We start from the raw sequence: 13,891 nt of genomic DNA, 5'->3' as shown, positions 1-13,891 counted from the left end.
GGGGGGACGGACCGGAGGGCGGAGTGAGCCTGGGGCAGAGGATCCGGGAGGCGCGCCGGCGGCGGGGGATGACCCTGCGGGACCTCGCGGGAGGCACCCTGTCGGTGAGCCTGATCAGCATGGTGGAGCACGACCGGGTGCGGCCGTCCCTGAAGACGTTGCGGGTGCTGGCGCGACGCCTGGGAGTTCCGGTGCGGGCACTGCTGGACGACGACCCCGCCGAGGCGGTCGAGCTACAGGTGCGCCTGGGAGAGGGCTTGCTGCGCCAGCACCGCTTCGCCGAGGCGCGGGACGTCCTGGCCCGGATTCCGGAAAGGTCGCTCGAGTCCGCGGCCCTGCGGGCGCGCCGGGCCCTGGGAGTGGGTCAGGCGTACGCCGGCCTGCGGCGGTTCCGGGAGGCCGCCCGCCACCTCCGCAAGGCCGCGACCCTGGCCGAGGCGCTGGGCGACGTGGACCTGATGGCGGCCGCGGCCAACGCCCTGGGGTTCGCGGCGCTGCGGGCCCGCCGGTTCGCCCTCGCCCGGGAGATCCTGCAGGGGGCTGTGGACACCCTGCGGCGATCCGGCCACACCCGGACCGACGTGTACGGCAAGCTTCTGGCCAACCTTGGCCGGGCCTATCTGGAACTGGGGCTGCCCGTCCAGGCTGAGGAGTTCTTCCGCCAGGCCGCCGATGTGCTGGACCCGGCGGCCGACCCGTACCATCTGGGACTGCTGTACTTCAACCTGGGCATCGCCTGCGAGCGGCAGCAGAACTTCGAGCAGGCGCGGGACTATCTGGACCGGGCTGCCCACCTGTTCACCCTGCACGAGAACGTCCGCCTGCTGGGCGCGGTGCGGCGGAGCGTGGGGATGCTGCTGCTGGAGCAGGGGCACCTGGAGCGGGCCCGGGCGGCCCTGGAGGACAGCCTGCGCCTGGCCCGGCAGAGCGGGGACGATGAGGGGGTGGCGCAGACCCTGGTGGAGCTGGCCCGCCTGCACGCCCGGGCGGGCGAGCCCGAGGCCGCCCGCCGATCCGCGGCGGAAGCCCGGGACCTGGCCGCCCGGATGGACGATCCCGCCGAACAGGCGAGAGCGCTGGCCGCCGAGGCGGACGCCCTGGCCGCGCAGGGCCAGGTGGAGGAGGCGGTCCGCCGCTACCAGGAGGCCGCGGAGGCGTTCGCAAGACTCCAGATGGACGGCGAGTATCGCCGGATCTGCCGCGACCTGGGCTTTGTCCTGATGCGGGATGGGCGGCGCGAACAGGCCGCCGAGTGGTTCGCCCGCGCCTTTCAAGGACCGGCTCCGGCGGCCCGGGAGCGCCGGGAGGCGCGGTGATGGCAGGCCGCGGACCTGCGGTGGACGATCTGCCCCGGCGGGTGCGGTCGCTGGTCCCGCTGGCCCCGGATCGTCCCCTCCGAAAAGTGCGGGCGGGCGGGGGGACGGTGGAAGTCCTGTGCGAGGTGGAGGTGGACGGGTCGCGGTACGTCCTCTCGCGGATCACGCCCGCCCCGGCGGGCGTCACCCTCAGCCCCCGCGAGCGGCAGATCGCGGCATTGGTGGCCCGGGGCCTGCCGACCAAGGCGATTGCCGCGGCCCTCTCCATCAGCGCGTGGACGGTGGCCACGCATCTGCGCCGGATCTACCACCGCCTGGGAGTCGGGTCCCGCGCCGCCATGGTCGCGCGGCTGCTCGAGGACGGGGTTCTGACGCTGGAGCGCTGACGCGGTGGATCGCGGCGGCGTGAGCCCCGCAGGCCGGGCTGTCAGTGCACCCGCTGCTCAGAGCCTCCGGGCAGGTCGCAGTACCAGGCCGCCAGCCGGGCAAAGGTCAGCAGGGGCGCCAACGCGGCCCGGACGGAGGCGGCGATACGCTCCGGGTCCGCCAGCCCGCTCCGGGTCAGCAGCTGCCATCGCGCCTCCACCACCGCCCCCAGCTGCAGGGCCAGTTCGGTGGTGATTGCCCCGGCATCCGCCAGGGGCAGGAACACCTGCCAGCGCCGGCTGGGCCGCGGGATCTCCCACAGGCTGAGCGCGGCCTTGGCGATGCCGGTGGCGGCTCCCGCGGCGTTGCTGAACCACCCGATGATGTGTCCCAGCTGGTCGGGATCCTCGCCGGCCTCTCCGGCATCCCGCGTCGCCGGCTCCAGGACTGCGGCCGCGGTGAGGATCCGGGCCAGCCGCCACCCGATGCGCAGGGGATCCAGCGGGCGGGCGGGCCGGGCCAGGCGCGGCGCCGCGTCGGTGGCGCCCAGGGCCCGGGCCTGAACGATGGCGTCCCGGGCGTCCTGGAGCATTGCGGCCCGCTCCTGTTCCACCCGCGCCCCGGCGCGGGCCGCAAACGCGCGCACCGCCGCGGGATCGTGCACCACCAGCGGGTGGGCGCTGGCCAGGATCTCGTAGATGACCGGCAGGACGTGGGTGTTGAGCGCGAAGGGCATCAGGATGCCCGGCGCGTCCTGCAGGGGATTGGCGCCGGCCAGGCGTTCCAGGTAGTCGTCGATGGCCTGCTCGTCGGCGGGCTCGGGGAACAGCAGGGCGATCTCGATATCGCTGTCGGGCCAGGTGCGCTCATCGGCGTAGGTGCCGTAGAGGTAGACGGCAGCCACCTCCCGTTCCCGGGAGAAGAAATCGCGCAACGCGGCAAACGCCGTCACGCCTCCATGGTACTACAGTCGGGTGGGGGTGTCCGGGGCGGGGACGCTCACCCGGCCGGGGCGAGGATCTCGCGCACCGCCGCCACCAGCTCGGCGGGATTGAAGGGCTTGGTGAGGATCCGGTCGGCTCCCGCCTGCTCGGCCCGGGCCAGGGTCTGGGGCGTGCCGAACCCGGTGATCAGGATGACCCGCACGCCGGGGAAGGCCGCCTTGGCGCGCTCGAGGACGTCCAGCCCCGACAGCCCGGGCATGCGGATGTCGGTGACGATCAGGTCCACGGGTTCCTCGCCCAGGCGGGCCAGGCCTTCCTCGCCGCTGCCGGCGCTGGTCACTTGGTAGCCCGCGCGGGCGAGGACGCGGGCGCACAGGTCGCGGATGGGGGCCTCGTCGTCGATGACGAGGATCCGGGCGGCGCGCACCTGCGGGAGGGCGGTCTGGGTCACGGCGCGGCCACCGGCAGGTAGATGGTGAACCGCGTGCCCTGTCCCAGGGTGCTGTCCACGGCGATGGTGCCCCCGTGGCGCTCCACGATCCTCTTGCTGATGGGCAGCCCCAGCCCGGTGCCCTTGCCGTTCTCCTTGGTGGTGAAGAAGGGGTCGAAGATACGGTCCAGCTTCTCGGGCGGGATGCCGACCCCCGTGTCCTGGAACGTGATCTCCACCTGGGGACCGCTGCCGTTCCCGCTCACCTGGCGGGTGATGATCTCCACCTGGCCGCCGTGGGGCATGGCGTCGATGGCATTGTTGAGGATGTTGATGAAGACCTGCTTGAGCTGGTTGACATCGCCCAGAATGGGAGGGACGTCCGGGTCCAGCCGGGCTGCGATCTGCACGTTCTGGGACTCGGCCCGCCGGCGGATCAGGGGCAGGACCGCCTGGATGGCGTCGTTGACATGGGTCTGCTCCATGGCGGCGTCGGTCTGGCGGGCGTAGCCCAGCAGGTCCCGCACGATGGCCCTCGCCCGCAGGGCCTCCTTTTCGATGACCTCCAGGTCGGCCCGGCGGGGGTCCTCGGGGGGCGTCTCGCTGAGGATCAGGGAGGCGTAGCCCAGGACGCTGGTCAGGGGGTTGTTGATCTCGTGAGCCACGAAGGCCGCCAGCTCGCCGATGGTGGCCAGTTTGGCCGACTGCATGAGCTGGAACTGGGTCTGCTCCAGCATGGCCATCTGCCGCTGCAGGTTGGCGAACAGCTGCGCCTTCTCCATGGCCACCGCCGCCTGACTGGCCATGGTGGACAGCAGGTCCACGTCCGGAGGAGTCAGGTCCTGCCGGGCGCCCACAATCACCAGCCCCACGACCCGCTCGCCCACCGCCAGGGGGATGACCACCACCACCGCGTCCTGCAGCAGTGGCCCGTACCACGCCAGCTGGCGGATCCGGTCCTCGTCCTCAGGCCGACGGTAGACCTGCGGTCCGCGGATCGCGAGCAGCTCGCGGAACGGCGAGTCGGCGGCGCTGCGGCTGTAGGGGGAGAAGGCGCGATCCGCGGTGCGCCACAGCCCGAACTCCAGGCGCTGGGTGGCGGCGTCCAGCACCCCGACGCCGACGACGTCCACTCCGGGAATCTTGCGGACCTGGGCGTACAGGGCCTGGTAGACCTGGTCCAGGTCCAGGCTGCTGGTGAGGGCCTGGGCCAGCTCGTTGAGGCTGGCCAGCTGCTGGGCGCGGGCTTCCGCATCCTGCTGGCTGCGGCGGATGCGCTCGGCGTCCTCGATCTGGATCCGCAGCATCTTGGACAGGCCCGCCAGGGGGAGGGCCAGCAGGACGGTCCGCCACGGATTGACCAGCCAGAAGTCGGCCACCACGGCGCCCATCCAGACCAGGACCATCTCCCGGTAGAAGCTGTGGCGGGAGATCACCCCCACCTGCAGCGGCGGGCGGCCGGCAGCCAGGGCGATGGCCAGGGTGACCAGGGCACCGTTGACCAGGTAGAACGTCCCGCCGGCCGCAAACGCCCCCGCGTACCAGCGCAGGGCCAGCGCGCCGCCGCCGTCGGCGGGGCGCGCCAGCAGCCACACCGCCTCCGCGGCGCACACCGACAGGACGTGCTGGGCGATGTTGAATGCCCCCTGGTACCAGGGCAGTTCCCGCCGCTTGATCCAGTAGGCGGTGAACGTGATCAGGACCAGGACCACGATGTTGCCGGGAGGGAACAGCAGGATGGTGGCGACGATGACGGCGTCGATCAGCGACCAGGCCATCCCCTCCCGGCCCGGCATGATGACGCGCACGCCCACCAGTTGCGTGAGCAGCGCCGCCACCACGAAGATGCCGAATGCGGGATCCAGGCGCGGGGCGGCTCCCGGCAGCCGGGGGACGACCAGGGCCAGGGCGGCCCCGGCGGCGATCACCCCCCCGACGTACAGGCGCGCCGGCACAGGCAGATGTCTCATCGGCCGGCTCCAGCCAGACGCGGCTCAGCCCGGGCCCGCCGACCTGAGGCGGGCGCCGGGCTGGCCTGCGTGACCGTGACGACCTTCGGCAGGGTCTGGCCGACTACTCCCACACCCCGACGGACGCTCCCGACTTCCAGGTGGCACCTTCCCAGGTCGCTCCCTCCCAGGTGGCTCCCCGCCCCCAGGACACCGACGAGGCGGCGCACACGACCGCCACGGCCATCAGGACAGCCACGATCCACCTGCGCATCTTCTCTCCCTCCCCATCGGGCGGAACTCCTTCTGCTGGCCTAGATGGAGCAATTTCCGTGCCACAGCGTCCCCGCTGGAGCGAATCTCTGTGTGGGGGACGCCCCGGCCTCGCCCGCAGAGGCTTATGCCCCAGGTGGGGGGGCCAAAAGCCCCCAAAAGCAACGGCGGGGGAAGCTGCCTTCCCCCGCCGCACCACCGGCCGGATGCCGCCGGCGCCTACTCCCACACGCCGAAGGCGTCAAACCCTTCCCAGGTCGCGCCCTCCCACGTGGCGCCCTCCCAGGTGGCGCCTCCCCACGACACGGAGGTGCCGACGGCCATCAGGAGCAGGAACACAATCGCAGCCAGGACCTTCTTCATGGCTCACTCCCCTACGTCTGAGGATAGACGCGGGTCCGCGCCGGGCTGACACATCGAGGCCAGCACGCACGGATGAACCCGGTCTCCGGCAGACGGCGCGCTGACTGTACCACAGCCTCCCACCACTGTCAATCGGCTCCGCCGCGCCGCCGTCGGCGTTCGTACCATTGTTTGGACGTCGCGGCGACGCCCTGGAGTGTTCGGGCTACTCCCCATACTGGTGTATCGTCACCGGGTCCACAAAGTTAAGTGTCCGACAGACCACCCTGTGGCACAGCGGTTGCTTCCAGTGCCGGCGGGGCATCTCCCGCGGGGCGATCAATCGGGGTGCGCTGTGGCGACAGGAAGCGACGATCTGCGAAGGATTCTGGAGCAGGAGGTGGCCGTACACCGGGAGCTGGTGCGCCTGGCGCGCCAGCGCCACCTGCTTCTGCGCCAGGGGAAGTACGCGGAAGCGGCCGACCTGGCGGTGGCCGAGGCGGCGTGCATCGTGGCCGTGCGGGACCTGGAGCGCCAGCGCAGCCGGCTGGCTGGCGTCGGAACCGGCGGGCCCGGAGCATCCCGGCTGCGGCGGGAGATGGGGGCCCTGGTGCGCCTTCTGGCCGAGGTGGAGCGGGCGGGTCAGGGAGCATGGCTGAGCCACCTGGTGCCATCCCCGGACCGCGCCGCCCGGTCTGCCCGGCTGAATTGAGGCGATGGTGATGGCACCGGACACACCGTCCGCGCACGCCGGGGCGTCGGCCACAACCGGAGTCGGGCCGGATGTCCCCGCGGAGCTGGTGGCCCTGATGGAGCGGGCGCGCCGGGCGCTGACCGGCCGCCTTCCCGGCAGGGCAGAGGACCCGGGGGAGGCCGCCCCCGGCGCCGCACGCGCGGACCGCGCGGGTGTCCTGGCGATCACCCTCGAGGTGGACGAGGCCACCCGCCAGCCCGTCATCCGGGTGCGCGACCCGCGCACCGGACATCCGGTGCGGGACGTTCCCCCGGCGGCGCTGATGCGCTCCCCGGGACGCGGCCACCGGTAGACGTCGAACGCCCAGTCCCCGCCGCCGGCGGACCCGGCGCGGAATCGGGTGCAGGCGAACCTCAGGGGGGACGCTGCGACGCCGGCCGCGCCGGCCCCCGCGGCGGGGACGTCTGTCGTGCGGCGTCTAGGGCGCGCGGGGCCGAGGTATAATGGCCCCGGATGACGCTCGCCGCCGACTCCTCGCAGCCCCCCGACATCTCCATCCTCGTCGTTGACGACGAGGAGCACCTGCGGACCCTGCTGGCCAAGATCCTGCGGGACGAGGGCTATTCGGTGGAGACCGCCGTGGACGGCCAGGAGGGGCTGGACCGGTTCCGGTCCGGCCGCTTCGACCTCGTCGTGCTGGACCTCAAATTGCCCAAGATCGATGGCATGAGCGTCCTGCGGGCGATGATGGAGCACGACCCCGAAGCCCTGGTCATCGTCATCACGGCGTTTTCCACCATCGATACCGCCATCCAGGCCATCAAGCTGGGCGCCTACCACTATGTGGCCAAGCCCTTCCGGCCCGAGGAACTCATGATCGTGGTGCACAAGGCCCTGGAGCGCGCCCGCCTCCTGCGGCAGAACCGTGCCCTCCAGCAGGAGCTGGTCCGCACCTTCAAGTTCGAGGGCATCGTGGGCAACTCCCCGCGCATGCGGGAAGTCCTCCGGCTGGCGGCGGCGGTGGCGCCCACCGATGCCACCGTCCTCATCTATGGGGAAACGGGCACCGGCAAGGAACTGCTGGCCCGGTCCATCCACTCGCAGAGCCCGCGGGCCCACGGGCCCTTCGTGGTGGTCAACTGCGGCGCGATCCCCGAGACGTTGTTGGAGACCGAGCTGTTCGGGCACGAGAAGGGCGCATTCACCAGCGCTGTGAGCAGCCGGATCGGGCGCTTCGAGCGCGCGCAGGACGGCACCATTTTCCTCGACGAAATCGGCGACATGAGCCCGGCGATGCAGGTGAAGTTGCTGCGCGTCCTGCAGGAGCGGGTGATCGAGCGGGTGGGGGGGAGTCGCCCCATTGACGTGAACGCCCGGGTCATCGCCGCCACCAACAAGGACCTGCGGAAGGCCATTGCCGAGGGGCAGTTCCGGGAGGACCTGTACTACCGGCTGGCGGTGATGCCCATCGAGCTGCCTCCTCTGCGGGAGCGCCGGGAGGACATCCAGCCCCTGGCCTACCACTTCCTCAACAAGTACGCCGTGGCCTTCGGCAAGCGGATCAAGGGGTTCACCCCGGCAGCCCTCAAGAAACTGCGGGACCACGACTGGCCGGGCAACGTCCGGGAGCTGGAGTACACCATCCAGCGGGTGGTCATCCTGGCCACCAGCGAGGTCATCGGAGCCGATGACATCTGGCTGGACGAGCAGTCCCAGCACGGCACCCGCTTCCCCCGCGCGCTGTCCCTGGCCGAGGCCGAGCGGCGCCACATCCACGCCGTTCTGAAGATGACGGGGTGGAATCTCGATGAGGCCGCCCGGGTCCTGGAGATCGATCGCGCCGTCCTGGACAGCAAGATCCGCGACCACCACCTGAGCGCCGAAGCCGGCTGACCTGCCCATCCGAACCGGCCGCAGGGGGCGGCACGCCGTGGCACGAAAATTGCTCCGGTGTCCTCCCCCCGGACGGGCGGAGGTGGGCGATGGACGCGCAGCCGGCCAGCATCCTGGTGGTGGACGATGAGGACGCGATCCGCGACCTCTGCGCGCGCGTCCTCGGGCGGACCTACCGCGTCCGCGCGGTGGCCGACGGCCCAGCGGCGGTGGAGGCCGCCCGGGACGACCCTCCCGACCTGCTGCTCACCGACATCCGCATGCCGGGCATGAGCGGGCTGGACGCCGCCCGGCGGATCGTGGCCGATCACCCGGAAGTCTCGGTGGTGGTCATGACCGGCTTCAGCGAGTTGGACAGCCTGCTGGAGACGGTCAAGCTGGGCGTGAGCGGTTTCCTGATGAAGCCGTTCACCCCCGACGACCTCCGGCGGACGGTGGAAGAGGGCCTGCGCAAGGGCCTGTACTTCCGGCGCAACGCGCGGCTGCGGGCGCTGCAGCCCCTGCTGGACCTCCGCAGCGCCCGGCCGGGCGACGTGGAGCCAGCGCGCCTGTTCCGGGTCATCACCGAGACCGTCCTGCACGAGCTGGAGGCCGATGCGGTCTCCCTGGTGTGCCTGGAAGACGGCGGCTCGGAGGTGCTGGTCACCACCTCCACCGCCGGCCCCGCCGGCCCGACCACCGTGCAGGGCGACGGCGCCGCGTCGTCCTCGGTACGCCTGTCCGCCGAGGACCTGCTGGCCGCGGCGGCGCCTGCCCCCGATGACGACGGCCGCACCCTGTCGGCGCCCCTGCAGGTGGCCGGAAGCGTGGTCGGCATCCTCACCGCCTCCCGGTCCGAGCCGTTTGGCGCGGTGGACAGGGACATCCTGCGGGTCATCGCCGCCCAGGGAGCCATCGCCATCGAGAACATCCGCCTGTTCCACCGGCTGCGGCGGTCCTACTGGAAGACCGTCTACGCCCTGGCCGCCACCGTGGACCTGCGGGACCAGCCCACCCGGGGCCACTCGGACCGGCTGGCCCAGTACGCGGTGGCCATGGGGGCCCGGCTGGGCCTGCCCGCCGACCGGCTGGAGGACCTGAAGATCGCCGCGCTGCTCCACGACATCGGCAAGATCGGCATCGGCGACGCCATCCTGCGCAAGCCTACGGAGCTCACGCCCGAGGAATATGACTGGATGAAGACCCACACCCTCATGGGCGCCAAGATCCTGGCCATGGCCGACTTTCCGCCGCGGGTGGTGGAGGCGGTGCTGTTCCACCACGAGCGGTTCGACGGCACCGGCTACCCGCTGGGGCTGCGGGGAGACCAGATCCCCCTGGAGGCCCGCATCCTGGCCGGCGCCGACGCCCTGGAGAGCATGACCAGTACCCGGGCGTACCGGGCCGCCCTGCCGCTGGCCCAGGCCCTCCAGGAACTGGAGCGCGGCCGGGGCACCCAGTTCGACCCCCAGGTCCTGGACGCCCTGCTGGCCTGCCTGCGGGCGGGCGAACTGGCCCCCCTCGTGCTGGCAGAGGCAGCGCCGGTGGCCGGGGAGGGGGAGAGGTAAGGGGGGAGAGGTCAGTGTCCGCCGAGCCCCGCCTGCAGGCCACCGTCGGCGTCACGCCCGCGCTGCACCAGCGCATGGTGCCCAAGCTCATGCTGGTCAACTCCCTGCTGGTGCTGCCCATCAACCAGCTCCTGGCGCGGATCGAGCAGGAGCTGGCCGAAAACCCCGCCCTGGAGCTGGATGAGCAGGCGCCGGCGGACCTGCCCGGCCCCGACGAGCTCGGGCCGTCCCTCACCGAGTGGACCCCCGACGACGGCGACGACGATCCGTTTGCCCGGGTGGTCGCCCCCGTATCCCTGCAGGAGCACCTGCTGATGGTTCTGCAGGCCCAGGGACTGTCGGCGCGGGACCACGCCATCGGCGAACGGCTGATCGGCTACATCAACGACAACGGCTACCTGGAGGCCACCCCGGCTCAGGTGGCCCAGGAGTTGAACGTCGAGGTGGAGGAGGTGGAGGCGGTCCTGGCGCGCATCCAGCGCTTCGAGCCCGTGGGGGTGGGCGCCCGGAACGTCGAGGAGTGCCTGCTGCTGCAGTTGCGGGTCCAGGAGCCCTCCCCGGCCAACCGCTTGGCCCAGCAGATTGTCGCCTCCCACCTGGCCGACCTGGCCGCCCACCGTTTCGAGAAGATCGCCCGGGACCTGGGGGTGACCGCGGCCCAGGTCCGCGAAGCCCACGAGCTGGTGCGGTCCACCTGCTACCCCTATCCCGGCGAGAGATTCCGCAACGAGCAGGACGGCGGCCGCACCCGCCCGGCGGAGGTAGCCCGTCCCGATGTGATCATCCGCCGCACCGATGAGGGATGGGCGGTGGAGCTGGTCCGCCAGGACGCCTTCGCCCTCCGGGTCAACGCCTTCTACGAGGACCTGCGCCGGCAGATGCGCCGGGCGTCGGCAGCCTACTCGGACCGCTCCCGGGAGCACGTGCGGGACTACGTGAGCCGGGCCAAGATGTTCATCGAGGCCCTGCAGCGCCGCAACTGGACCTTTGCCAGCATCGTGCAGGCCATCGTGCGCGCCCAGTGGGAGTTCCTGGAGCGCGGCCCCGGCCACCTGCGGCCCCTCACCAAGGCCATGGTGGCGGCGGAGCTGGGGATCAGCGAGTCCACCGTCAGTCGGGCGCTGGACGGGAAGTTCGCCCAGCTCCCCGGCGGCCAGGTGGTGAGCTTCGAGGTCTTTTTCGACCAGTCACTGCCCATCAAGGAGCGCATCCGCAGCCTGATCGCGTCCGAAACCCGACCCCTGACCGACGAGGAGATTGCGCGCCGCCTGGGGGCCGAGGGGATCCGCATCGCCCGCCGGACGGTGACCAAGTACCGCGAGGAGATGCACATCCCGCCGTCCACCGCCCGCGGCCGTCCCGCCGGCATCCGCTGAGACCGGGTCCGGGCGCGGGCCCCGGGTCCCGCCCGCCGTGCCCCCTCGCGCAGGGGACTCTCCCTGCTGTCCCCGCTTTCTCCCTCCCGATCCCGGGGGCTGGGAGACCCCGCGCCGCCCGGACGGCACGCGCCTTGCTCTCGTTTCGCACCGGAGCGGCCGCGCGCAGGCGGCTGCGAGAGGGAGTGGCGACGATGGCGGAGAGCACACGGCGCGGCGGACCGGCGCGCAGGCCGGCCTCATCCCGCAAAGCGACCCGGCCCTCCGGGGCGACGGCGGTGGAAAACGGCCATTCCCAGGAACTGGCGGCCGAGGCCGAGGAGATGGTGGTCCGCCTGGAGTGCGCCCGGCTGGCGGAAGAGGAACTGCCGCTGGGCGTCGGGTACCACCGCTTTCTGGACCTGGTGTCCCGCGCCGTGCCCTTCGACCACGGGACCCTGTACGTGGCCGAGTGGACCTCGGGGCGGCTGCGGCCCGTGGCCGTCCGGGGCATCCGGGTGGAACTGGCCGAGCAGGTGCGGTTCGCCCGCGGTCCCGGCCTGTCCGGGTGGGTGGCGCAGGAAGGGCGCCCGGTGGTGATTCCATCGCCGCGCGCCCGGGACGGCCGCCCGTCGTTCGGCGATGAGGCGCTGCGCGCCTTCCTGGCGTTTCCCCTGGTGCACGACGGCGTGGTGGCGGGCGTGGTGGCCCTGGCCCGCACCGACCGGACGTTTTCCGAGGAGGAGTTCGCCCGCCTGGGACGTCTGGCGGAGGTGTTCGGCCAGACCCTGGCGCGCGTGCGGCGGCAGGCGCGGATCCGGGAACTCCTGTACCTGGACCCCAAGACGGGCCTGTCCAACCGCCACCACTTCCTGGCCCGGGTGGAGGAGGAGACCCACCGGGCCCGCACCCACGCGACCCGGTTCGCGGTGGCTCTGCTGGACGTGGACCCCGGCGAGGGGCAGGACCGGGCCGAGCGCCTGCAGGCCTTCAGCCGCTGGGTGCAGGATGCCGTGCGGTCCTGCGATGTCATCGCCCGCCTGGAGGAGGGACGGTTTGCCCTGCTGCTGGCCGGCATCGGCGGCGAGCGGGCTGCCGCCATCGTGCGACGCCTCGCCCGCAATGCCGTGGAGAGCGTCCTCGGGCCCGGGGGCCGCCTGTGGCTGGGCACGGCCTCGGGCGACGGCGAGGCGACCCCGGAGGTCCTGCTGTCCCGGGCGGAGCGGGCGCTGGCCGAGGTGACGTAGGCCGTGGCGGACGGGACGACGTCGGAACTGTGGAGCCGGTTTCGCTCCGGGCGCTCTCCGGATCTGCGGGAGCGGCTGGCGCTGGCCTACCTGCCTCTGGTGCGCGCGCTGGCGCGCCAGATGGCGGTCCGGATGCCCGCGTCGGTGAAGAGCGAGGACCTGGAAGGCTACGGGATGATCGGCCTGCTGGAAGCCATCGACCGGTTCGACCCCGACCGGGGGATCCCGTTTGAGGCGTTCGCCCGGCTGCGCATCCGCGGAGCGATGTACGACTACCTGCGCACCCTCGACCTGCTCCCCCGGGTGGCCCGCCGCCACGTCCACCGCCTGCAGGCCCAGGCGAGGACGCTGGCCCGCTCCCTGGGCCGGCCCCCCACCGGGCGGGAAGTGGTCGCGGCCACGGGGTGGGAGGAGGCGGCGGTGGAGCGCATCCGGGCCGACGCCGCGGCCGGGCAGGTGCTGTCCCTGGAAGAGATCGCCTCCTCCGACCAACTGCCCGACAGTGTGATCCGGGACGTCTGGGGCGACACTCTGGCCCGCATGGAGCGGCAGGAGAGGGACCGGACCCTGTGGCGGGCCATCCAGGCCCTGCCGGCGCGGCACAAGCTGGTGGTAGGGCTGTACTACTGCGAGGGCCTGACCCTGGCGGAGATCGGCCGCGTGCTGGGGGTGACCGAATCCCGGGTCAGCCAGATGCGCGCGGAGGCGCTGGGCATGCTGCGGACGCACCTGGCCCTGCGGTCCTGGATGGACGGAGCGCCCGCCCCGCTCCCCGGGCGCCCGATCGTGGCCTGACCGCGCGCGCCGTCGGACCGCCCGATCGACATGGAGAAGCTCTCCGCCATTCTGTGGGACATCAAGCGCGCCGCGGGCGCCCTGGGGGTCGTGGTGTCCTCCGGGGACGGCCTGGTCCTCGACACCGCGGGCGACCCCCAGGTGGACCCCGAGACCCTGGCGGCCTACGCCGCCAGCGGGCTCATGGTCGGCGAGCGGCTGGGCGACAGCGGCGGGTTCGGACCCGTCGAGGCTCTGACGATCCTCTACGGAACCCGCGCCGTCGTCCTTTCCCCCGCGGGGCCGGCGGTGGCCGTTCTGGTGGGCCCGGCGGCCTCGGCCGGCGCCCTGCGGCTGGCCCTGCTACGCCACCACGACGCCCTGGCCCGGGCGGTGCGGGAAGAGTTCGGCGTCCGCCCTTCCCCCGAGACCTCCTCCGGCGCAGACCTGCCCGCCGCCCCGCCGCCTCCGACCGGGGCACACCCCGACGCGGCCTGACGGCCTGCACGTCATCGCAGAAATCGCCGACGGGCGGCCTGTGCCTCCCGTATCCTTCCCGGAAGGTCCCGGAGGGGGATCCCGTCTACCCGTTCCGCCCCGCGGGTACATGTTCCGCGAACGCTCCACCGGAGTGCGATGGGGTGTGCGGGCACGTGTGCGGGCACACCTCCAGCGGTCTGGCACGCATCTTGCTGATGCAGAGGACGGCGTCAGCCGCCCGCACCATGCGCGGGTGACTCTCCTTAGAACGGAAGGGGTGC

15 protein-coding genes are annotated in these 13,891 nt (G+C 72.3%); 10 read left to right on the top strand and 5 right to left on the bottom strand.

Features of this window, described 5'->3' with window-relative positions:
- Positions 1-1,316, top strand: a 1,316-nt coding sequence (locus RB150_09260; GenBank protein ID MDQ7820726.1) for a tetratricopeptide repeat protein, incomplete at its 5' end; no start/stop codon positions are given.
- Entirely contained in the window at positions 1,316-1,702 is a 387-nt protein-coding gene (locus RB150_09255) for a helix-turn-helix transcriptional regulator (GenBank protein MDQ7820725.1), read from the top strand. The genes RB150_09260 and RB150_09255, both read left to right, overlap by 1 nt.
- A gap of 41 nt (positions 1,703-1,743) precedes the next feature.
- On the opposite strand, the gene RB150_09250 is transcribed toward RB150_09255, so the two are convergent.
- From RB150_09250 to RB150_09230, 5 genes are all read right to left on the bottom strand, one after another.
- Positions 1,744-2,634 (bottom strand): nucleotidyltransferase domain-containing protein, encoded by an 891-nt coding sequence (locus RB150_09250; protein MDQ7820724.1) that lies wholly within the window; start codon positions 2,632-2,634, stop codon positions 1,744-1,746.
- A gap of 47 nt (positions 2,635-2,681) precedes the next feature.
- Positions 2,682-3,077 (bottom strand): response regulator, encoded by a 396-nt coding sequence (locus tag RB150_09245; protein MDQ7820723.1) that lies wholly within the window; start codon positions 3,075-3,077, stop codon positions 2,682-2,684.
- Entirely contained in the window at positions 3,074-5,026 is a 1,953-nt protein-coding gene (locus tag RB150_09240) for an ATP-binding protein (GenBank protein MDQ7820722.1), read from the bottom strand. The genes RB150_09245 and RB150_09240 overlap by 4 nt, the downstream gene beginning before the upstream one ends.
- Positions 5,027-5,129: 103 nt before the next feature.
- Complete coding sequence (locus tag RB150_09235) at positions 5,130-5,279, bottom strand: hypothetical protein (protein MDQ7820721.1); 150 nt, start codon at positions 5,277-5,279, stop codon at positions 5,130-5,132.
- 218 nt (positions 5,280-5,497) lie between these two features.
- Positions 5,498-5,641, bottom strand: a complete 144-nt coding sequence (locus RB150_09230) for a hypothetical protein (protein MDQ7820720.1) — start codon at positions 5,639-5,641, stop codon at positions 5,498-5,500.
- A gap of 334 nt (positions 5,642-5,975) precedes the next feature.
- On the opposite strand from RB150_09230, the gene RB150_09225 reads away from it, so the two are divergent.
- The 8 genes from RB150_09225 to RB150_09190 all read left to right on the top strand — a co-directional run bounded on the left by RB150_09225 (position 5,976) and on the right by RB150_09190 (position 13,628).
- Complete coding sequence (locus RB150_09225; protein ID MDQ7820719.1) at positions 5,976-6,332, top strand: hypothetical protein; 357 nt, start codon at positions 5,976-5,978, stop codon at positions 6,330-6,332.
- 10 nt (positions 6,333-6,342) lie between these two features.
- The gene (locus tag RB150_09220) at positions 6,343-6,666 is read left to right on the top strand and encodes a hypothetical protein (protein MDQ7820718.1); all 324 of its coding nucleotides are present in this window, start codon (positions 6,343-6,345) and stop codon (positions 6,664-6,666) included.
- A gap of 161 nt (positions 6,667-6,827) precedes the next feature.
- Positions 6,828-8,207, top strand: a complete 1,380-nt coding sequence (locus RB150_09215; GenBank protein MDQ7820717.1) for a sigma-54 dependent transcriptional regulator — start codon at positions 6,828-6,830, stop codon at positions 8,205-8,207.
- 89 nt (positions 8,208-8,296) lie between these two features.
- Positions 8,297-9,754: a response regulator gene (locus RB150_09210; GenBank protein MDQ7820716.1), complete on the top strand. Its 1,458-nt coding sequence runs from the start codon at positions 8,297-8,299 to the stop codon at positions 9,752-9,754.
- 14 nt (positions 9,755-9,768) lie between these two features.
- Positions 9,769-11,130: an RNA polymerase factor sigma-54 gene (gene rpoN, locus RB150_09205; GenBank protein ID MDQ7820715.1), complete on the top strand. Its 1,362-nt coding sequence runs from the start codon at positions 9,769-9,771 to the stop codon at positions 11,128-11,130.
- A 278-nt stretch (positions 11,131-11,408) separates the two neighbouring features.
- On the top strand, positions 11,409-12,356 hold the full coding sequence (locus RB150_09200) for a sensor domain-containing diguanylate cyclase (protein ID MDQ7820714.1): 948 nt from the start codon (positions 11,409-11,411) through the stop codon (positions 12,354-12,356).
- Between the two features lie 3 nt (positions 12,357-12,359).
- Complete coding sequence (locus RB150_09195) at positions 12,360-13,151, top strand: FliA/WhiG family RNA polymerase sigma factor (GenBank protein MDQ7820713.1); 792 nt, start codon at positions 12,360-12,362, stop codon at positions 13,149-13,151.
- A gap of 30 nt (positions 13,152-13,181) precedes the next feature.
- Entirely contained in the window at positions 13,182-13,628 is a 447-nt protein-coding gene (locus RB150_09190; protein MDQ7820712.1) for a roadblock/LC7 domain-containing protein, read from the top strand.
- Positions 13,629-13,891 lie beyond the last annotated feature (263 nt).

It is taken from the genome of Armatimonadota bacterium (assembly GCA_031081675.1).
Taxonomy (GTDB): Bacteria; Sysuimicrobiota; Sysuimicrobiia; order Sysuimicrobiales; family Kaftiobacteriaceae; genus Calidihabitans; species Calidihabitans tengchongensis.
This window is presented reverse-complemented; position numbering and strand designations above follow the sequence as displayed.

Excerpts from the sequence above, each read along its gene's own strand:
- RB150_09255 (MDQ7820725.1), top strand. The coding sequence starts at position 1,316 with ATGGCAGGCCGCGGACCTGCGGTGGACGATCTGCCCCGGCGGGTGCGG.
- RB150_09240 (MDQ7820722.1), bottom strand. The coding sequence starts at position 5,026 with ATGAGACATCTGCCTGTGCCGGCGCGCCTGTACGTCGGGGGGGTGATC.
- RB150_09235 (MDQ7820721.1), bottom strand. The coding sequence starts at position 5,279 with ATGCGCAGGTGGATCGTGGCTGTCCTGATGGCCGTGGCGGTCGTGTGC.
- RB150_09230 (MDQ7820720.1), bottom strand. The coding sequence starts at position 5,641 with ATGAAGAAGGTCCTGGCTGCGATTGTGTTCCTGCTCCTGATGGCCGTC.
- RB150_09220 (MDQ7820718.1), top strand. The coding sequence starts at position 6,343 with ATGGCACCGGACACACCGTCCGCGCACGCCGGGGCGTCGGCCACAACC.
- RB150_09215 (MDQ7820717.1), top strand. The coding sequence starts at position 6,828 with ATGACGCTCGCCGCCGACTCCTCGCAGCCCCCCGACATCTCCATCCTC.
- RB150_09210 (MDQ7820716.1), top strand. The coding sequence starts at position 8,297 with ATGGACGCGCAGCCGGCCAGCATCCTGGTGGTGGACGATGAGGACGCG.
- RB150_09190 (MDQ7820712.1), top strand. The coding sequence starts at position 13,182 with ATGGAGAAGCTCTCCGCCATTCTGTGGGACATCAAGCGCGCCGCGGGC.